The 17,876-nt window shown below is 61.3% G+C and carries 20 protein-coding genes; 8 read left to right on the plus strand and 12 right to left on the minus strand.

Annotated features, from left to right (window positions below; genetic code table 11):
* Positions 1 to 155: 155 nt before the first annotated feature.
* From ACO07J_RS00460 to ACO07J_RS00490, 7 genes are all read right to left on the minus strand, one after another.
* Positions 156 to 1,385, minus strand: coding sequence for a TMEM43 family protein (locus tag ACO07J_RS00460; protein ID WP_422025255.1), 1,230 nt, complete (start codon positions 1,383 to 1,385; stop codon positions 156 to 158).
* 14 nt (positions 1,386 to 1,399) lie between these two features.
* On the minus strand, positions 1,400 to 2,074 hold the full coding sequence (locus ACO07J_RS00465; RefSeq protein ID WP_422025257.1) for a hypothetical protein: 675 nt from the start codon (positions 2,072 to 2,074) through the stop codon (positions 1,400 to 1,402).
* Entirely contained in the window at positions 2,068 to 2,634 is a 567-nt protein-coding gene (locus tag ACO07J_RS00470; RefSeq protein WP_422025259.1) for a hypothetical protein, read from the minus strand. Before ACO07J_RS00470 ends, ACO07J_RS00465 begins: the two co-directional genes overlap by 7 nt.
* Positions 2,635 to 2,757: 123 nt before the next feature.
* Entirely contained in the window at positions 2,758 to 3,492 is a 735-nt protein-coding gene (locus ACO07J_RS00475) for a hypothetical protein (RefSeq protein ID WP_422025261.1), read from the minus strand.
* Between the two features lie 76 nt (positions 3,493 to 3,568).
* On the minus strand, positions 3,569 to 3,925 hold the full coding sequence (locus ACO07J_RS00480; RefSeq protein ID WP_422025263.1) for a hypothetical protein: 357 nt from the start codon (positions 3,923 to 3,925) through the stop codon (positions 3,569 to 3,571).
* Positions 3,922 to 4,179, minus strand: a complete 258-nt coding sequence (locus tag ACO07J_RS00485) for a hypothetical protein (protein WP_422025265.1) — start codon at positions 4,177 to 4,179, stop codon at positions 3,922 to 3,924. Before ACO07J_RS00485 ends, ACO07J_RS00480 begins: the two co-directional genes overlap by 4 nt.
* 33 nt (positions 4,180 to 4,212) lie before the next feature.
* Positions 4,213 to 4,704, minus strand: coding sequence for a hypothetical protein (locus ACO07J_RS00490; RefSeq protein WP_422025266.1), 492 nt, complete (start codon positions 4,702 to 4,704; stop codon positions 4,213 to 4,215).
* A 444-nt stretch (positions 4,705 to 5,148) separates the two neighbouring features.
* Between ACO07J_RS00490 and ACO07J_RS00495 the strand changes: the two genes are divergently transcribed.
* Entirely contained in the window at positions 5,149 to 6,159 is a 1,011-nt protein-coding gene (locus ACO07J_RS00495; protein WP_422025268.1) for an AraC family transcriptional regulator, read from the plus strand.
* 116 nt (positions 6,160 to 6,275) lie between these two features.
* Here ACO07J_RS00495 and ACO07J_RS00500 read toward each other — a convergent pair whose 3' ends face one another.
* From ACO07J_RS00500 to ACO07J_RS00510, 3 genes are all read right to left on the minus strand, one after another.
* The gene (locus ACO07J_RS00500) at positions 6,276 to 7,628 is read right to left on the minus strand and encodes a sensor histidine kinase (protein ID WP_422025270.1); all 1,353 of its coding nucleotides are present in this window, start codon (positions 7,626 to 7,628) and stop codon (positions 6,276 to 6,278) included.
* Positions 7,625 to 8,104, minus strand: coding sequence for a molybdopterin-dependent oxidoreductase (locus ACO07J_RS00505; protein ID WP_422025272.1), 480 nt, complete (start codon positions 8,102 to 8,104; stop codon positions 7,625 to 7,627). The genes ACO07J_RS00500 and ACO07J_RS00505 overlap by 4 nt, the downstream gene beginning before the upstream one ends.
* 382 nt (positions 8,105 to 8,486) lie before the next feature.
* Positions 8,487 to 9,467, minus strand: coding sequence for a hypothetical protein (locus ACO07J_RS00510; RefSeq protein WP_422025274.1), 981 nt, complete (start codon positions 9,465 to 9,467; stop codon positions 8,487 to 8,489).
* Between the two features lie 89 nt (positions 9,468 to 9,556).
* Between ACO07J_RS00510 and ACO07J_RS00515 the strand changes: the two genes are divergently transcribed.
* From ACO07J_RS00515 to ACO07J_RS00545, 7 genes are all read left to right on the plus strand, one after another.
* Positions 9,557 to 10,720 carry a response regulator gene (locus tag ACO07J_RS00515; protein ID WP_422025276.1) on the plus strand — a complete coding sequence of 388 codons (1,164 nt, stop codon included), beginning with the start codon at positions 9,557 to 9,559 and terminating at the stop codon, positions 10,718 to 10,720.
* Between the two features lie 221 nt (positions 10,721 to 10,941).
* A complete protein-coding gene (gene phnD, locus ACO07J_RS00520) occupies positions 10,942 to 11,919 on the plus strand; it encodes a phosphate/phosphite/phosphonate ABC transporter substrate-binding protein (RefSeq protein ID WP_422025278.1) in 978 nt (325 codons plus the stop codon).
* A 59-nt stretch (positions 11,920 to 11,978) separates the two neighbouring features.
* Positions 11,979 to 12,755 carry a phosphonate ABC transporter ATP-binding protein gene (phnC, locus tag ACO07J_RS00525; RefSeq protein ID WP_422025280.1) on the plus strand — a complete coding sequence of 259 codons (777 nt, stop codon included), beginning with the start codon at positions 11,979 to 11,981 and terminating at the stop codon, positions 12,753 to 12,755.
* A complete protein-coding gene (gene phnE, locus ACO07J_RS00530; RefSeq protein ID WP_422025282.1) occupies positions 12,752 to 13,546 on the plus strand; it encodes a phosphonate ABC transporter, permease protein PhnE in 795 nt (264 codons plus the stop codon). Before phnC ends, phnE (ACO07J_RS00530) begins: the two co-directional genes overlap by 4 nt.
* Positions 13,543 to 14,352, plus strand: coding sequence for a phosphonate ABC transporter, permease protein PhnE (phnE, locus tag ACO07J_RS00535; RefSeq protein WP_422025284.1), 810 nt, complete (start codon positions 13,543 to 13,545; stop codon positions 14,350 to 14,352). The genes phnE (ACO07J_RS00530) and phnE (ACO07J_RS00535) overlap by 4 nt, the downstream gene beginning before the upstream one ends.
* 454 nt (positions 14,353 to 14,806) lie before the next feature.
* Positions 14,807 to 15,616, plus strand: coding sequence for a hypothetical protein (locus ACO07J_RS00540; RefSeq protein WP_422025286.1), 810 nt, complete (start codon positions 14,807 to 14,809; stop codon positions 15,614 to 15,616).
* Positions 15,617 to 15,812: 196 nt separating this feature from the next.
* The gene (locus ACO07J_RS00545; protein WP_422025288.1) at positions 15,813 to 16,463 is read left to right on the plus strand and encodes a LysE family translocator; all 651 of its coding nucleotides are present in this window, start codon (positions 15,813 to 15,815) and stop codon (positions 16,461 to 16,463) included.
* 113 nt (positions 16,464 to 16,576) lie between these two features.
* Here ACO07J_RS00545 and ACO07J_RS00550 read toward each other — a convergent pair whose 3' ends face one another.
* Together ACO07J_RS00550 and ACO07J_RS00555 are read right to left on the minus strand one after the other, a co-directional pair.
* Positions 16,577 to 16,954, minus strand: a complete 378-nt coding sequence (locus ACO07J_RS00550; RefSeq protein ID WP_422025290.1) for a rhodanese-like domain-containing protein — start codon at positions 16,952 to 16,954, stop codon at positions 16,577 to 16,579.
* Positions 16,955 to 16,966: 12 nt separating this feature from the next.
* Complete coding sequence (locus tag ACO07J_RS00555) at positions 16,967 to 17,863, minus strand: MBL fold metallo-hydrolase (RefSeq protein WP_422025291.1); 897 nt, start codon at positions 17,861 to 17,863, stop codon at positions 16,967 to 16,969.
* Between the last annotated feature and the right edge of the window lie 13 nt (positions 17,864 to 17,876).

The following is a 17,876-nucleotide window of genomic DNA, read 5'->3' on the forward strand; positions in this document are numbered from 1 at the left end:
CACCAACGCACCAATGAAGCCGGAATCCATGATTGTCTCCGGCCCCGACGAGACACGCCAGGCCTCATCGACCCGCCCCTGCCGCCGCTCGATCCAGCCAAGCGCGAGAGAACGGATATACGCCGGCCCGGTCATTGGTTTGCGTGGGGCACGCATCAAGCTTGCGTCTCACCGGCATTCGCCGCGCTGTCGCGCCCGGTCGTCCTCTTTCGGCTGACGAACCAAAGCCCGGTGGCCAGGACGAACCCGACCACGATGATCGCGCCGCCCAGGAGTGGACGCACCGCGAACCAGGCGATCCCGATGGTCAGCGGTGCGAGTATCAAGGTCAGCGCGAAAGCAGCGAAACCGACCGCAATGCGAGTCAGGCTTCCGACAAACGGAATGACGTCGCCGATCACGCCGAAAATGTTGAGCATCATAAGGAACCCGACGAACATGGCGCCAATGCCCATCAGGCGAAGGATCCATGTGAACTGGGCGTTGCTCTTCTGCTCCTGCTCGAACATGGCCGGCGCCGAAACGACGCCATCGCGGACCAGGAAGATCTCGCGCCCGTTGGACGAGGACCACGGCACCATCCTGCTTCCGCCATCCGCGGCCACGACCGAAGCCGTGTCGGAGGTTGTCACCGTGTAGGATATGCGCAAATCGCCAATGCGCGGCCGCGACGGATCGTAGCCGAAATAAGCCGTACCGGCGGCGTTCCTGACAGGCAGGTACGTGCCCAGCGTATCGGCGATTGCCTCGGCTTGTTCATCGGTGATCGGCAGCGGTCGTTCGGCCCCGATCCCGCCAACCCGGCTGGCAGGAATCGCCAGGCTGCGCTCGCCGACGACAAGTGTGCGATCTACCTCGAAGGTGTGTCCCCGGACAGGCATTGACGGATTCTGATGTCCGGCGGTTTCCGCGAAACGCGCGGAATTGATGGGGTCGGCACTCCATTCCCGTGAATAGCTATAGTGCGTCACGGTTTCGGTCCCGCCACCGAGCTTCTTGCGGGTCTCGCTCCGGCTTTCTTCCTTCCACTGATACATTTCGACGATACGCACCAGGCGTGTCGTGTTCTCGGGCACGACCGGACCGCCGAGCTGGGTATCGGAGGGGACCGGCCCCGACAGATCACCGGTCGCGTGGACGAGCAAGCCGCCGGTGTCCATCCGCCGACCATCGGGACCGATCGCAGCACCCTGATCGTCGAGCACGATAACCGCGCCGGCGCCTTCCGTCAGCGACCTTGCGGTCTCGACGGCACGGTTTTCGTTCCAGGCGAGCCCGGCAATGGAGGCGATGACCAGCAGAAAGCCGATGCCGATACCGGCAAAGGAATTGCCAATACGACTGAACCATGACTCGCTGGTCACCCTGGTAAAATGATTGGCCATCGGTATGCCTCCTGTTAATCAATGCAATCGGCGGGAACGGCCGTGCCGAGGTCGTTAACGGTGGTAGCGAGACGGCTATCGCCCGCCGGCCGGTTCTGCTTGTCGTCGATCCATGCGAGCGCTTCGGTGACGCCGGCAAGCGGGAAGGACAAAGTGATCTCCTCGACCCCGCTGCAATCGGGGAAATCGATATACATAAGGGGGAACCGAACACCGCTGGCGGGGTCCGAACGCAGCCGCTCCACGACGCGCTCGACCGCCGCACCTTCCGGCAGGATGTAGTAAGGCGTCACGGTCCCGGGGATAAGCTCGCCGCGGCGAAGGGAGACCTCCCCGGCCACCACATGTTCCACCTCGTCGACGACACCCATTTGTATTCCATAGGCAAGATCGGGCCTGGGTCCCGACAGCGAAATCGAAACCATCCAGCCCAGATCGCCGGCCCGCCGCGACAGAGAGAACATCCCATTCCGGGTCCCTTCGAATTCTTCCGCATAGGCCTCGCAGGTCAGGCTCTCGTCGCACAGCACGAACCAGTCGCCAAAGCGCGAACTGTCCGCCTTGCTGTTGAACCAGTCGGAGGCGGCCACTGTTGAGGCCGGCAACCACATGGCGAAAAGCATGATGCCGAGGCCGGCAAGAGAGGCGCACCGATCGTACAGGTGTAGTGATGTCAGCCGCGTCAGCATTCGGTATCTCCGCCACCGTTCCCGTCGGGCCGCCAGCACCAGACAGGCTCGAAGCCATTGTCTGTGAGCTGGTAGTATTTGGGAAAGATTGTCAGGGGGATCTCGCTCTGGAGGTCGTCGCCACCGGTAAAGCCGACCCGCAGCTCGGCCGGTGGATTGACGATCAGAAGCGCGCTGCCGGCCTCATACTCAACGCCGTGCTCGGCTACGGGACCGACAAAGACCTTTCCCGTGTCCACATTGACGGCCGCAACTGTGAAACAGCCGGATCCGCAGCCTACTTGAACGACAACATGGTAGGCAGCGAAGTCCGGGGCCCGCCCGATTGCCGCCTCAAGGGCAGCGGCGAAGTCAGGCGCGTCCGCGTGGCTTTGCAGGTCTACCGAGACAAGCTCGTAAGGAACCGGTGGACGTGTGGGGTAATCCTCGAATGACGGCGCTTGGTCGGATGGGAAATCGTCAATCGACCAGTATTCGCTTTCCGCTGCGGCGCCGGACACCGTAAAGACCAGGCCGGCGAGCGCGAGGGGAGCCGCGATGTGTTTGCTGGCCCCCCTCATGACTCTCGTCTCGGCAAGCGGCTGACGGTGCCGCGCATCGGACCAGGCCCGATCTCCACGGACTGCATATCGTCACCCTTGTGTCTGGCCCTCGGCTTCTGCATCGTGATGTGCCCGTAATCCCTAGCGGTTGACGAAGGCACAGTCGTACAGATTCACGATGTTCCGATCCGGCTGGCCGACGGTGCCTGTCATCACGACGCCGTCCCGGTTCTCGCTCAGGCCCTCGGGCACCACGTCCTTGCCGGGGATGTGACAGTTGACCACGGTTTCGCCACCCTCCCCGGCGCTCAGATTGACCGCCGTCAGGTCGTTGGCGCTGGAATGTCCGCTGCCGTGATAATACCCGCTCACCGAAATCTCTGTACCAACGCGGCCGGTGATGGCGGTGTAAAGCGTGCCGAGCGGGATCGTCTGATCGGAACCCGGCTCCGCCGGCACACTCTCATCGAAGGGCTCGTTGACGGAGACCACCTCGCAATCGGTCATCTGCATTTTCGGCGTTCCATCGGGTGTCGCCGTGTCGAAATGGGTGAAGGTACCCCTGACGACGACCGGATGTTCCCGTCTGACCCTCTCCCCGGAAGGATCGGGCAGTGTGCAATTGACCATGCTGATCTCGCCCTCCGGCTCCGACGTGAACGAGAGGCGCGAATTGATCTTGCCGCGCGACGTCGCGATGTCCAGGTACCCACCGAAGGTCACCTGCTTATCCTTCCAGGCGAACATGTCCGCATGCAGGTCGGCGACCGGGATCGGCGCGTCCTGCGCCACGGAATGTCCGGCGCCGGCCAGAAGCGCCAATGCACCGGTAACGCTCAATGCCACCAGCGGGTGCGATCTTTTCTCTTCATTCATGTCACTATTCCTTACCTTGAGTTTTTCGATGCGTGTGGACGGCTTCGTTGACCGGCACCGCCGGAGCGGGAGGTTTCTATTCGCCGTCCGGTTTGATTCCGCAGGACGCCATGGCATCCTCGAAGGTCTTCCTGTCGGCTTCGACCCTGGTCCCCTCAAGGCCCATCAGGCGACGCCAGTCTTCGCCCAGGGCACCAAGCAGGCATGCCGCCTGCTCCGGATCGGCGCCGTTGGCGACCATCGTTTCGATCACGGCTTCCTTGGTCGGCGTTTCTGTCGGCATGTTTTCATCCTGCGCGGTTGAATGTCCTGCACCGGCCAAAACGGCCACGGCACCAGCCAGGGCCAATGCAAACAGACGGTAAGAAGACTTCCGGTTTTTCATTTCACGTATTCCCGTTCGGGTTTCTCCGACGAAAGCGATCCAGCTCATTCGCCTGAATCGACGTCACTGCAGGCATCCATTGCAGCCAGGAAAATCTGCTCGTCTTCATCGGTGAGATCCTCGTCCTTGGCGGTGAAGATGCGCCTGGCATCGTCGCCAAGTTTCTCGACAATACAGGCCGCCTGGGCGGGCGCCGCACCCTCACCGATCATGACCTCGGCGATGTCGTCACCTTCGGCTGCAAGCGCTATCGGCAAAAGGCAAAGGCTTGTGGCGGACGCGATCGACAGTGGAACTTTCATCCAAAGCATCTCCCTTGCGATTTTCCCCAACGTTCACGCGGGCGGCGAAACGACACGCCACTCGTCTCCTTCCCGCATGACCTCGAATTCGTCCTCTCCCTCGTCCGAGCGGCCATTGAACGAGATCTCGAAATACACCCGGATCCACGCTGTCCCGTCGTCTTTTGCCTTGCGGGCGCGCAGCTGGAAGCTCTCAAGCGTCCATTCTTCCCATTGCTGGAGTTGCCGCATTGTGCGGTCCGACGGATCGGCGACCATGGCGCCCTTCCACTCGCCGTCACCGCGTACACGGCTGGCGAGAAATCTGACCACGGCCCCTTCCGGCGTATCCATCGTGGGGTTGATCGACTTGGCCGTTGCGGCGTCGACGACGGGTGCGTCCTCGTAGGCTTCCCACCCGCGTTCGTCCGGCGTTGCAGCTGCAGGCGGCGTATAAGGGATGGTCGTCAGTGCAGCCAGGCCGGCAACATTCCAGAAGCTGATCGAAAGCACAGCAACGACTGCAACCTTTGTGGAACCATGCATTCCCAACACCCTCCAATGACGCGAATCGTGATCAACAGTAGAGCGAGGAAAGGGATCGGGCTTGGAGTCATCGGCACTGCAACTAGGACCATACGGAACCGACTGTCGCTGATCGGAAAGGCTTGCAACAGCAACCCAGGCACGGTCCCCATGCGGAGCGTCCAAGGGTTGGCCCGATCAGAGGTTGAGCCCTGAACCTGGGCCACTTTCGCCGGTTTCCCCTTCAAACGAACGGGGCATCCCGAGAAAACCCACCATAATATTTCTTCAGCGTAGCGGGTATGCGGCTTTCCGGCACTGGAAGGATGCAGCAGGCGCAAGTCTATTCGCATTCTGCAGGCCACCCTCGCAACCCGGTCGCCATTGGAGATGAAGCGGCAATTGCCGTCGCATGTACCGCAAACGAAGTGAAGCCAACTACATCGGGTTTACAGGATCATGAACATGCCGATGACATCCGCTGGCGGGCTCGCGAGGTCGCGTTTCTCTGCCAGCCTTTTGCCCGAACGGGACCGTATAGCCATCTGGCGCGAAGTTTTCGGTCGTACGAACATCCGCCTCGAGATGAATACGTTGAACGACGAACCGTTCTATTGCGAGTGCGAAACTCTCTCTTTCTCCAACATCGCCGTCCTGCGGGCAACCTCCAGTGCAATTTCAGCAGCAAGAACTCGAGAACTGCTCTCGGACAACCGCCACGATATCTCTCTGGTGATGCCCTTGAAAGGAAGAGCCCACGCGGCCCATGCGGGCAAGGAAGCCGAGATCGCCGAGGGCGAAGCCGTAGTGCTGGACACGTCGCGACCCGGGCCGGTTTATTTCCCCACCCGCTCGGAATACATCAATATATGCGTTCCGCAGGCCGCGCTGGCGCCCCTGGTGCCCAATCTCGAGGACGCGGCAATGACGGTCATACCGGCAGGCAGTGAGCCCTTGCGGTTGATCCGTGGCTATTACCAACTCTTGTGCAGCGAAGATGCGCCCAACACGCCCGAAACCGCCAGGATCGTGTCAGCGCATTTCCATGACCTGCTTGCGGCGGCGATCAACAGTACGGGCCATCAATCACGGCTCACCGACAGTCAGGGCATCCGTGCCGCGCGCCTCAAGGCGCTCAAGGCCGACATAGTTCAACATGCCTATTCTGCCGATATGTCAATTGACGAAGCCGCAAGGCGTCTCAACATCTCGCCCCGGTACATCCGGAAATTGCTGGCAAGCGAAAACACTACCTTTTCCGAGCTCGTCCTGAATGAACGCCTGACACACGCTTATCGCATCCTGGGCGATCTGCGGCACACGGATCGCAGCATCTCCGATATCGCCTTCAGCGTCGGTTTTGGGGATCTTTCATATTTCAACCGTACTTTCCGCCGCCGCTTCAACGCGACCCCGTCTGACGTTCGAGGCGGGATGTATGATGAACGACCCCCCGCATCAGCGCAGCTACAATAACGAACAGGGAACCGCCGTTGCGTTGTTCGGTCTCCGCCTGGGGCCCGGGTGTGACATCGGCTCGATTCTCAGGGTTTCCGGCATTGGAATCGCAACCATCGTCGCTGCATATGGTCTCAGGCAGGTTCCGCGACAGACGAGGCGGCCCATTCATCCGAGAGCTTGAGCGTAAAGACCGATCCGATGCCTGAGCGGCTGGAAAATTCCAATTCACCGCCGAGAAGCTGCGCAAGCTGGTGTGAGGTTGAAAGCCCCACGCCGGTTCCCGGCACACCCTGCGCCGTGCTGGCGCGGAAAAACCGGCTGAAGAGCTTGTCCTGTTCCTCGTCCGGAATCCCGATCCCCCGATCTTCGACCGCAAAGCAGATTTGCCTGTTCTGGGCGCGCACTTTGACGGAAATCGGCTCGGTGTCCGGAGAGTACTTGACCGCGTTGGAAACAAGATTGGCCAGTATCTGTTCGGCGAGGACAGGATCGGTCGTGAGGAAGGGCGGGACTTCGTCGCCGATGCTCACATCGATCACCCTGTCAGGCGTTTCTCTGGATTGGCAGTCCTTGACCCGTTTCAATAGTTTATCGATTTCGCAACGCGCGGGCGTTGCGGTGACCTGGCCGGCATCGAGACGGACAACATCGAGCGTGGCGTCGAGCAGGCCGGTCAGTCCCTTGATTTCGCCGCGAACCTGCTTCGCCCTTTGATCGATCTCCGCGCGTGGCATGGCTTTTCCGCTGCGCAGCACACGTTGCATGGCGGAATCGATCACCGCAAGAGGTGTACGGAACTGGTGCGACACCAGCGCCACGAACCCACGGTAAAGCTCTGCCGTTTCGCGCTCGCGCGCCAGGAAATGCCTGACGCGCTGCCGCTCGATCATGGCGCGCAACAAGGTGAACGAGAGGAATATCCCCAGGGCAATGATCGCCGCAATCGAAATGATGACCTGGCTGATAGCCAGGCGTTGCCGGTCCACTTGCGCGCCGGTCGCCTCCCATTGCCTGACCATGGATTGATTGCCGGCGCGCCCCAGGCCCTTGACCATGGGGGCAAGGACGTCGTGAATTGATGTCGCGGCCTCGGTGTCGCCGAAGGACAGGTCCAGGATCTGAGGTTCTAGGGCTCGTATGGCGCGCATCGCGGCGTCAATTTCATCGTCGAAACCCAGCTCCTGCATGTAGCGCAATTGCGGCCCGTCAGAGAGCAGGGTCAGCCTGCTGAGCACCACATTGTAGCGCCTTTCGACGTCCGCGGTGACTTGGGGAATGCCTGCTTTCCGGGAAACCGCGGAATCCAGCAGAAGCGCGGCAGACTGCGCTCTCGATATCGCCCAGAGCATGTTGTCGCCTTCGTTCTCGCGCATTTCGGCTTCGGTCTCGGCCAGCCTCACAAGCGCAAAGGCAAGCAGGATAGCGAACGCGACAACGGCGACCCCGGCCACGGCATAGGCTGCGAGGTCGCGTCTCCGGTTCATTTCACATCCAGTTCGATAAGCTGCCAGACCCAGCGATAATCATAGCGGATGTCCTGCAATTCGGCATGGTCGTCGCGCGGATAGACAATCCAGAGTGGCCCCTTGTCGCTGGGAAGCAGTCGTTCGCCGTCCATATGGGTTGCGACAAGCACATCGAACCGATGGAAATCCTCCATCGGGATCTCGATGACATAATCATTGAGCGCGGTCGCCGTTACGGTCTCACCCTCGGCGCCGACATACTCAAGCAGGTCGCGCATCAGGAAACCGTCGAAATGCCTCACGCCGTCGGTTACCACGGTCGTCGTATCGATGGCGGTGGCGGGCAGAGCCCCGAGCATTGTTTCGTCGAAGGCAGCCGCACCATCAAGGTTGGTCTGCGCGATACTGCCTGTAACGGTGAGAATGATCTTACCCGCCGGAACCGCCAGTGTTTCCTCGTCGGCCCGCGCAGCGGACAGGCTGACGAAAAGCAAAACTGCCGCGCACGCTATCCGTAGTATTGCCGGAACCGTCAATCTGATCGGGCGCGCCCCAACTGGCCCGTTGCCCCGACAATCTTCGGCAAATCTACTTTGAAACATCGAACAGCCCTCGCTCCATAGACCATGTAACAGGAAAGCGGACGCACGCAGCCCTGTGTGACCGATGCCGGAGGTCTCAAGTCTCACCTCCGCCGTTTGCCTTTCCATATCGCTATCGATGGTGCCCCGATCATTTGAGCGGGGCAAGCGATGAGCAACGCCGACAGCGCCGGCGCGGACGAACGTCTCGGAGACGCGCGGGATCGCCGCTCAGCGCCTCGGGCACCACGGCCGGCTTCTTGGATCATCTCCAAATGGCCGGGCCCGACATGGATCAGCCAGGTACGGAGTCGGGGTCTGCCGCCCGGGGCGGCTGATACGTCGCCGCCTTTTCCTTGAGGGTCTTGAACTTGCCTGACAGGTTATCAAGCTTGGCTTCCCACGCCGGATCGGGAACCTGCCCCTCGATGGTCCGGAAATAGACGTCCATCATGCAGGTGATCGCGAAGGGCTCGAGCAAAGCCGCCTTGACAGCCCACGCAAACAGGAGCGCGAACACCACGCCCCCTGCCGACCAAGCGCCGGGAATGAGGTAGACAGCCAATGCCGCCGGCGCCAGCATGACCAGAAAGACCACGAAAGACAGGCCATAGACGATCAAGGCCAGCCACGCGGCATTCTTGAGCATGGGTTTGTAGTTCTGGGCATAAAGGATCAGCCCGGTCCGCGCGGATGCCCAGGCATTGTCCGATCTGTTGCGGATGGCGTAGGCGAGGATGACCTCGTCAATGAAGCCGACCGCGATGCGCAGGAACGCCTGAAGGATCGAGACCAGTTGCCGTGCGCCCGGGATTGGCAGGATACTGATCATGCCCCGCACCAGCCCGGTGATCGCGCGCAGCACGCCCTTGACGAGTTGATCCACGCCGAAAAGCACACTGGCTTCCGCGAAGCGTCCTGCCACTTCTTCACGCGCATAGGCGATCTGCGGACGCCCCTTTGGCATCTGTTCCCCGTCAAGCAGCTTGATCAGCACGGCGATGTGGCCGGCTTTCACGACATAGAGGATGTATTCGCGAAGCAGGTACATGACCGCGGCCGTGAGGCCGAAGCCGATAACACCGCCCCACAAGGTCGTGCTTGCCCTGAATCCCTCGTCGCCGAAGCCGCCGATCCCCCAGCCGATGCCGGCGCCGGCTCCCGTGGCAAGCACATAGGCGACCGCCACGCCGAAATAGACCGCGACGCGCAAAATGACGAAGGGTAGCGTCTTGAGCATCAACCCCAAGGCGCGCCCGACCGAGAAATCCCACATGGGCCATAACTCCATTTCCGGTTTGATCCGACGCCACCATATTGCAGGATCACCGGACTGGCCCCGTTCGTTTGAAGGGGGTGAGGCGCTTGGAATCCCGCTACAGTTCGTGTGAACTGGCCTTGGGCGTGGTCCATCGCCGTCAGGGGAGGCAACTACCGGTGCGGGAGTCCGGCAAAAAACGGAAAAGGACCATCCTGTGCGTGGAGGATGAACATCACTTGCGCCAGGACATTATCGACGAGCTGTCATCGGCGGGCTACGAGGTGGTTGGTGCGGCGGACGGGCGCAAGGCTCTGGCACTGCTCGAATCCGAACGGCCCGATCTCATCCTGTGCGATATTTCGATGCCGGACCTGGACGGGTTCGGGTTCCTTGACACGGTCCGCGCCAATCGCCCCGATCTGGCCGATGTGCCCCTGGTCTTCCTGACGGCGCTCCATGAACGCGAGGCCGTCATCGCCGGCAAACTGGCCGGCGCAGATGATTACCTCGTCAAACCCATCGATTACGACCTCCTGCTTGCCACCGTGAAGGCCCGCCTCGGGCAGGTCGAGCGAATGGGAAGCAAGGCCGAGAAGGACATTGCGGCACTGCGCAATGCCCTGGGCCGCCCGGCAGGGGAGAGACGTTCCGGTATCGAACGCATCCTTGACATGTTGTCCTTCGGCGTCGTCATCGTCTCGCAATCCCGTATCACCTTCGCAAACCGGGCGGCCAGGGCCGTCGACGAGGCAGACGACGGCCTCGACCTGGGAGTGACCTTTCGCGTTGGTGTGCGCGTGTCGAACGCCAAGCTGAAATCCCTCGTCGAGACAGCGTGCGCCGCGACGGCACGTGGCGACGACTACCTGGCAAGCCTTTGTATCCCGAGGCAATCGAGCCATCATGATCTTCTGCTGACCGTCTGCTCACTTCCCGAACAGTCCGACGCCAACCCGCCGGAACACCTTGCCGTCCTCTTTGTTTCCGATCCCGCGCGGCGCCCGGAGGTGTCCAACGTGATCTTGTCGGACCTGTTCGGCCTGACACCAACCGAAGCCGAGGTTGCCCGCGCCCTCGCAGGTGGTCAGCGAACAGACGAGATCGCCCGGAACCTCGCAATCTCGGCAACCACCGTGGCGTTCCACCTGCGGAACCTGTTCGACAAGACGGGAACGCATCGCCAGGCCGACCTGATCGCGCTGATCCTCACGGGGCTCGCCTCGATCGATCCGGCCCAGGCGGCGGCGAGCCGGGCTTCCGTCGCTTGAGATTACCTCGCTCCTTCACGACCTTTCAGGCAGCCCCGATACTGGTTCGATACGCAGAGCATCGGTCTTCGTTTGATACGCTGCCAACGTTACGAACGAGCTCATTTGGACATTCGGCATTCCAAGACAATTATTGCAAGTTTTAGATATTAGTGCTGTGCTCGACCAACGTCAGTCTGGAGGGGGCTGCAGACAGGATAACTAACCGGGAGGATACAACAATGAATCGAATTTCGACCTATGCGGCGACCTTATCTGCCGTGATCGCGCTGACTGCCGGCGCGGCATTCGCTCAGGCGGAAGAGACCGCGCAACTCGACAGCCAATACACCGATGCGGACGGCGATCTCGTGGCCGACGCACCCGAGGATGAAGGCGCCCTGCGCGATCCCGACACGCTCGTCTTCGCCTATACGCCGGTCGAGGATCCGGCGATCTACGAGGATATCTGGACGCCTTTCATCGAGCATCTGGAAGAACAGACCGGCAAGGACGTTCAATTCTTTGCCGTACAGTCAAACTCGGCCGAAGTGGAAGCCATGCGCTCGGGCCGCCTGCATATCGCGGGCTTCTCGACCGGGCCGACGCCCTTCGCCGTGAACCTGGCGGGCGCTGTGCCGTTCGCGATCATGGGCGCCGACGACGGGCAGTTCGGATACAAGCTGCAGGTCTATACGCAGGCCGACAGCGACATCAAGGAACTGGCAGACATGGCTGGCAAGCGCATCGCGCACACGTCGCCCACGTCGAATTCGGGCAATCAGGCACCGCGCGCGCTGTTCCCCGATCTGGGCGTCGTTCCGGACGAGGATTACGAGGTGACGTATTCCGGCAGCCATGACCAGTCGATGCTGGGCGTGGTCGCGGGTGACTATGACGCCGCCCCGGTTGCCTCCGAGGTGGTCGACAGGATGGCCGAGCGCGGCCTTTATGACCCCGCGGATGTTCGCATCGTGTGGGAAAGCGACCCGTTTCCGACGACCTCCTACGCCTATGCGCATGACCTGACACCCGAATTGAAGAAGAAGATCGAAGACGCGTTCTTCAGCTTCAAATTCGAAGGCACCGCGCTGGGTGAAGAATTCGCGGGAGTGTCGAAGTTCATCCCGATCACCTACAAGGATCAGTGGCGAGTCATCCGCCAGATCCAGAAGGCCAACGGTGTGGAATACACGCCCCAAGGGCTTGCTGCGGAATAAGCCGCAGATCGTGGGGGCCGGCGCGAACCGCGCCGGTCCTTGCCCAGAGGAACCAGTCAATGCTGAAGATTACCGAACTGGTCAAACGTTACGATAACGGCAACCCGGTTTTGAAAGACCTCGACCTGACGATCGAGGGCCAGACCGTCGTGTCGATCATTGGCTCGTCCGGCGCGGGCAAGTCGACGCTCTTGCGCTGTATCAATCGGCTTGTCGAGCCGACGTCCGGCAGCATCATTCTGAACGGAACGGAGTTGACCAGCCTTCGGGGTGCCAAGCTTCGCGCGGCGCGGCGCAAGATCGGAATGGTGTTCCAGGGCTTCAACCTGGTGGATCGACTGACAGTGATGGAAAACGTCCAATCGGGACGGCTTGGCTATATCTCGACATGGTCCGCGATCATGCGCCGCTATCCCAAAGCGGACATCCGCCGTGCCTACGAGTTGATGGAGCGCGTCGGGATCGCGCATTACGCCGACAAGCGCGCCGATCAGCTTTCGGGGGGTGAGCGACAGCGCGTGGGCGTCGTGCGCGCCCTCATGCAGGACCCCGATATATTGCTGGCGGACGAGCCGACGGCCTCGCTCGATCCGAAGACGTCCGAGCAGATCATGGGCCTTCTGCGTGACCTCGCGGGAGAGTTGAAGCTGCCGGTGCTCATCAACATTCACAACGTGGCCGAGGCCAGGGAATACACCGACCGCGTCGTCGGCATGCGCTACGGGCGGATCATCTTCGACGACGTGCCCGACCGGCTTGATCAGGAGGCGATGGACAAGATCTATTCCGGCAGCCCCTACGCGGATCGCAGTGAAAACTCGGTGGCCGCGCAATGAGCGACCATCCCGACACCTGGAGCCGCCCGCCCTTCATCGCCAACCGGTGGCTTCGCTGGGCTGTCTATATCGGCGTGTTGGTCTATATCGTTTGGGTGATCGCCACGATCCCCATCGACTGGCAGCGCGTCATCGAAGGGGTGGAACGTGCAAGGCGCATCTTCGGCGGGGCCTTCCCCCCGAGTTTCGAGCGAAGCGGCCTGCTGATAGACGGCTTTCTCGAAAGCATGAAGATCGCCATCCTGGCAACCGCCGGTGGCGTGGCGCTGTCGATCCCGATTGCCTTCATGGCCGCGCGCAATGTGGCCCCGTTGCCAATATTCTATCTCGGGCGGGGCATCATTATCGTGGCGCGCAGCTTCCATCCCGTGATCGTGGCGATCATCTTCGTCAAGGCGGTGGGTTTTGGCCCCTTTGCCGGTGTATTGACGCTGGTGGTCTATTCCATCGGCTTCGTCGCCAAACTGCTGGCCGAACGGATCGAGGAAATCGACATGGGCCAGGTCGAGGCGACGCGCGCCGCCGGTGCGCCCTTTGTCTCGACCCTGTTCTACGCGATCTTCCCGCAGATCATACCGCGCCAGATCGGACTGACGATCTACCAGCTCGACTCGAACCTGCGGGCGTCGGCGGTGGTGGGCATCGTCGGCGCGGGCGGCATCGGGGCGACGCTCGCCAACGCGTTCGGGCGGTATGACTATGATTTCGCCTTTGCGATCACCATCGTCATCGTTGCCGCGATCCTCGTGTCGGAAGGTGTATCGGGCTATATCAGAAAGCGGGTTGGATGAGCAGCATATCCCGGCAATTCGGACGAGAGGACTGGTCACGTCACACGCCGAAGCAAAAGGCCAGCCGGTTCGCCGCCTTCGCCGCTTGCGCCGCCGCAATCGCCTGGGCGCTGTCCTCGATCGAGGTCGTCTGGGCCTGGGTCTGGGATTCTCCCGCACAGATGGGCGATCTTTTCGGGCGCATGTATCCACCCGATCCGACCAATCTCGGCACGATCCTGAGGGTGTTGATCGAGACGGTCAACATCGCCACCATCGCCACCGCCATAGCCGTCTTCATGTCGTTGCCGGTCGCCTATATCGCCGCCCAGAACACGACCCCCAACCGGGCGACGCTCTGGCTGGGGCGATTGATCCTTGTCACGTCGAGATCGGTCAACACGATCATCTGGGCGTTGCTCTTCGTGGCGATCTTCGGACCTGGCGTACTGGCCGGCATCGTGGCGATCATGTTCCGCTCCATCGGGTTCATCGGGAAATTGCTTGGCGAGGCCATCGAAGAGATCGACAGGCGCCCGGTCGAGGCCCTGGAGGCCACCGGCGCGTCACGATTCAAGGTCATCGCCTACGCCATCGTGCCACAGGTCATGCCCACCTTCTGGGCCGTGGCGATCTTGCGCTGGGACATCAACCTGCGCGAATCCACGGTGCTGGGCCTTGTCGGCGCGGGCGGTATCGGCATCATATTGCAGGGTGCCATCGATACGTTCAACTGGCCCGAGGCCGCGACCGTGCTCATCGCGATCCTGGCGCTGGTGATCCTGGGCGAAATCGTCTCGGCCTTCCTGCGCCGTCGCATCCTCTGATCGAAAGGGCCGGCGAGGCATTCGACATCCGCCACCGCCATACCAGCTTGCGGCACGTCACGGCCGGGATCTTTCCGAGTGGTCAGTGAATGCCAACGGTGCGTAGCCGTGCATCGACGGGCCGTGGCGCGGCGAACCGATGGTGGTGCTGGGCACTTTATGTCTGCCAAGTACATCCATGATCTGAGCGTGGCAGTCCGATTGCCAAATCGCCGTGCCGTCGGGGCGGCCCACCTCTCGGCGATTGCAGGCAATCGCCTGCCGGCCAACGGTCGATGCGCGGCGGGCTTCGCCCTGGATTCCGCGCAGGCGCTTCATCGGTAGGTCGATTTGGGCTCGAAGCAGACCTCCACCGCGCCGTCCAATAAGGTCGGTGCAGCGGACGAAGTTGACTTTCGCCGCGTCTGCGCGAATGGCTTTTTAAATATTTGGCGTTTTTGGTGAAAGAGGTTCGATGACAGCATTTCCGTATGATGACCCTGTTTGGGACCAGGCGCCTCACTGCTATGGGGTTGGCGCCAATGTGCTGTTGGCAGAATTGGAAAAAGAGTGGAGCGACGATGCCGCCGACTACCTTTTTTTCTCGGCGCTTCTCCATCAAGGCACGACCTATCCCGCAAGTTATCTCTCGATCCCGCATCTGTTACGCCTCGCCGAAAACAAGACCGGTGAACCGCTACTTATGATTGCAAATCTACTGGGTGGCTTAGCCTTGGCGGGACACCAGCCAGCACATACCAGTTATTCTGGTGTTTCCTGCACCCCGGACAGCGCATGGCTGAAAACACCTATTGGCCAGGCGGCAGCGTCAGAATTCAAAAACAGCCTTCCGCAAATTGGAGCTTTATCCATCAAGGCCTTCAAGGCGCATCCATCATCATACTTCGCATCCGGCCTGGCTGCGGCCGAAGGCGAGATCGATCTTGCTGAGTGGCTTGCGCACGGAGAGAATGGTGGCTTCCAATGCCCAACCTGTAGTGGCGATCATGAATGGTGGTTGCTTGGCACCGAAATGGGCATCTACCGAAACGACGATGTCTTTGGTTACTCAGAAGATTTGCTCGCCGACTACAAGAAAAAGACCTTCGAGAACGCCAATAGTATCGCCAAACCTCGAACCCAACCGCAAACGATTACACGCCTGAAATCGCGCCTTGGGCCACTTGATTCCACAACCGATGCTCTTTTCAGAAACTACAAAGCCACTGTTGTCTGTGCTCATTGTGCTTGGACCGGGGAACACCCGCAAACCCACCCTGGTTGAAGCCGCAGCATCTCAGGGACCCGAAAGCTGCCATCCGTGCACAGCGCCGCATATGTAACTCCGGGCTCGAACCGATCACTTCGCCGCGCCGTGCATGAAGCTCGGCAACGCGGACCGAGCCTCCACTGTTTGCCTCATCTTCACGGCCTGCTTTTCTTTTTCGCCTGGATGAATAACGTGTCCCAGGGACAAAGCCATGGAGCAGGAAATGATTGATTGGATGGGACTAGCTTCAATCCTTGCGGCTTTCTTCGTCGTCGCAGCTTCGCCTGGGCCAGCGACTTTGGCCGTTAGTACGGTGTCTGCTGCTTCTGGGCGCAAGAGCGGAATGATCTTCGGCGCAGGTCTTGCAGTCGGTCTCGCGTTCTGGGGGCTGGTCGCCGCAACAGGCCTCGGGGCCATTCTTCAAGCATCCACCCACCTTCTGATCGCGCTGAAAGTAGCTGGAGGGGTCTATCTGCTTTGGCTGGCATATGGATCGGCTCGCTCTGCAATGCGTGTGGCCCCTGAAAAGCCGGGTCTGGACAGTCACATACGACCCAGCGAGAAGCGTCTGTTCGCCAGAGGACTTGCACTCAACCTTTCCAATCCCAAGGCTGTCGTCGCCTGGATGGCCGCACTTTCGGTTGGCCTTGGAGCTGATGACGGCTTGGTGGGCGTGGTTTTGGCCACGCTTGGATGCGCGTTGATCGGGCTCCTCATCTACGCGGCCTATGCAACTGCATTTTCGCTCTCAGTTATCATGAACGGATACGTGAAGTTCCGTCGTTGGATCGATGGAATGGTATCGGCTCTCTTCGCAATTGCCGGAATCGCACTCATCCGCTCGGCGTTTGCAAGAAGCTGACGTCTCGCGCGGGCGGGACACCTTCGAAAGCGGCCATTTGTGCAGCAGTCGGCAAAGTGCGCTCGAACCGGACCTTCGCCGCCCTTCGCGGCAACCACCCCGCATCACCCCAATCACCCGTTCACCACCTTCGGCGCCCCTGTCGCCATATCCGTCCCCACGTACCGCTTCTTCGCCGCCTTCCACGCGCCGAAACCGCCCTCCAGGTGCGCCACCCGGTCCATTCCCGCCTCCAGGCACAGCCGCGCCACCTTCTCCGAGCGCACGCCCGAGCCGCAGTGGAACACGATCCGCTTCTCCGCCTGCCCCGGCAGCTTGCGCGCCTCGAAGAACGGCAGCGGCATCAGCAATGCACCACCAATATGCTCGAAGGAATATTCCTGCACCGTCCGCACGTCGATCAGGACGATCTCGTCGCGGTCGAAGGCGCCTGCCACCTCCTCCACGTCCCATGTCTCCAGCACGGCTTGGCCCACGTTTTCCGTCTTCATCTCGCTCTCCTCTCAGAACCTGTTCGCCGGGACCTTGAAATACCGGTGCCCGTCGCTTTCCTTCTCCGGAAGCCGCCCGCCCCGCAGGTTCACCTGCAGCGCGTACAACATCCGGTCCGGCAGCCCGAGCGTCGCATCCCGCTCGTCCCGCAGCTTCACGTAGTCTTCCCGCGACACGCCCCCGCCCACATGCGGGTTCCTCTCCCGGTGCTCGGCCACCGTGGCCTCCCACGCCGGGTCTTCGCGGTCACCCACCGGCGGATAATCATGCCCGATGAAAAGCCGCGTGGCGTCCGGCAGCTCCAGGATCCGCTGCAGGCTGTCATACAGAACGCTCGACGACCCGCCCGGGAAATCCGCCCGCGAGGTGCCCACATCCACATGCATGAACGTGTCATGCACGAAGGCTGCGTCGCCAACGACATAGGTGATCGAGCCCAGCGTATGCCCCGGCGACAGCATCACCCGCACCTCCAGCTCGCCGATGCGAAACCTATCGCCATCGGCGAAGAGCCGGCTGAAATCCTTCTCCGGGTCGAACACACCCGGCATGTTGTAGAGATCGGCCCAGAGGTGGGCGATTTCCACCACCTTCTCGCCAATCGCGTTCGGCGCGCCGGTCCGCTCCGCCAGCCAGCTCGACGCCATCAGGTGATCGGCATGCGGATGCGTGTCCAGCACCCATTCGACCTCCAGCCCCTCGGCCTTCACGAAATCCAGCACCTCCCGCGCACTCTCCGTCCCGGTCTTCGCGCTCGCCGGGTCAAAATTTAGCACCACGTCGATCAGCGCCGCCTTCCGCGTGGCCGGGTCGGCCACGACATACTGGATACTGCCCGTATCGGCCTCGTAAAACCCGGTGACCTCCGGCGATCCTGCCCCGTTCGACGGGCTCCTGCGGCTGAACATCTCGACCCTCCGT

The sequence above is a fragment of the Roseovarius sp. genome (assembly GCF_965228755.1).
GTDB lineage: Bacteria > Pseudomonadota > Alphaproteobacteria > Rhodobacterales > Rhodobacteraceae > Roseovarius.

Coding starts and splice junctions, on each gene's coding strand:
- ACO07J_RS00460 (WP_422025255.1), bottom strand. CDS start 1,385: ATGGCCAATCATTTTACCAGGGTGACCAGCGAGTCATGGTTCAGTCGT.
- ACO07J_RS00465 (WP_422025257.1), bottom strand. CDS start 2,074: ATGCTGACGCGGCTGACATCACTACACCTGTACGATCGGTGCGCCTCT.
- ACO07J_RS00470 (WP_422025259.1), bottom strand. CDS start 2,634: ATGAGGGGGGCCAGCAAACACATCGCGGCTCCCCTCGCGCTCGCCGGC.
- ACO07J_RS00475 (WP_422025261.1), bottom strand. CDS start 3,492: ATGAATGAAGAGAAAAGATCGCACCCGCTGGTGGCATTGAGCGTTACC.
- ACO07J_RS00480 (WP_422025263.1), bottom strand. CDS start 3,925: ATGAGCTGGATCGCTTTCGTCGGAGAAACCCGAACGGGAATACGTGAA.
- ACO07J_RS00485 (WP_422025265.1), bottom strand. CDS start 4,179: ATGAAAGTTCCACTGTCGATCGCGTCCGCCACAAGCCTTTGCCTTTTG.
- ACO07J_RS00490 (WP_422025266.1), bottom strand. CDS start 4,704: ATGCATGGTTCCACAAAGGTTGCAGTCGTTGCTGTGCTTTCGATCAGC.
- ACO07J_RS00495 (WP_422025268.1), top strand. CDS start 5,149: ATGCCGATGACATCCGCTGGCGGGCTCGCGAGGTCGCGTTTCTCTGCC.
- ACO07J_RS00500 (WP_422025270.1), bottom strand. CDS start 7,628: ATGAACCGGAGACGCGACCTCGCAGCCTATGCCGTGGCCGGGGTCGCC.
- ACO07J_RS00510 (WP_422025274.1), bottom strand. CDS start 9,467: ATGTGGGATTTCTCGGTCGGGCGCGCCTTGGGGTTGATGCTCAAGACG.
- phnD (WP_422025278.1), top strand. CDS start 10,942: ATGAATCGAATTTCGACCTATGCGGCGACCTTATCTGCCGTGATCGCG.
- phnC (WP_422025280.1), top strand. CDS start 11,979: ATGCTGAAGATTACCGAACTGGTCAAACGTTACGATAACGGCAACCCG.
- phnE (WP_422025282.1), top strand. CDS start 12,752: ATGAGCGACCATCCCGACACCTGGAGCCGCCCGCCCTTCATCGCCAAC.
- phnE (WP_422025284.1), top strand. CDS start 13,543: ATGAGCAGCATATCCCGGCAATTCGGACGAGAGGACTGGTCACGTCAC.
- ACO07J_RS00540 (WP_422025286.1), top strand. CDS start 14,807: ATGACAGCATTTCCGTATGATGACCCTGTTTGGGACCAGGCGCCTCAC.
- ACO07J_RS00545 (WP_422025288.1), top strand. CDS start 15,813: ATGGAGCAGGAAATGATTGATTGGATGGGACTAGCTTCAATCCTTGCG.
- ACO07J_RS00550 (WP_422025290.1), bottom strand. CDS start 16,954: ATGAAGACGGAAAACGTGGGCCAAGCCGTGCTGGAGACATGGGACGTG.
- ACO07J_RS00555 (WP_422025291.1), bottom strand. CDS start 17,863: ATGTTCAGCCGCAGGAGCCCGTCGAACGGGGCAGGATCGCCGGAGGTC.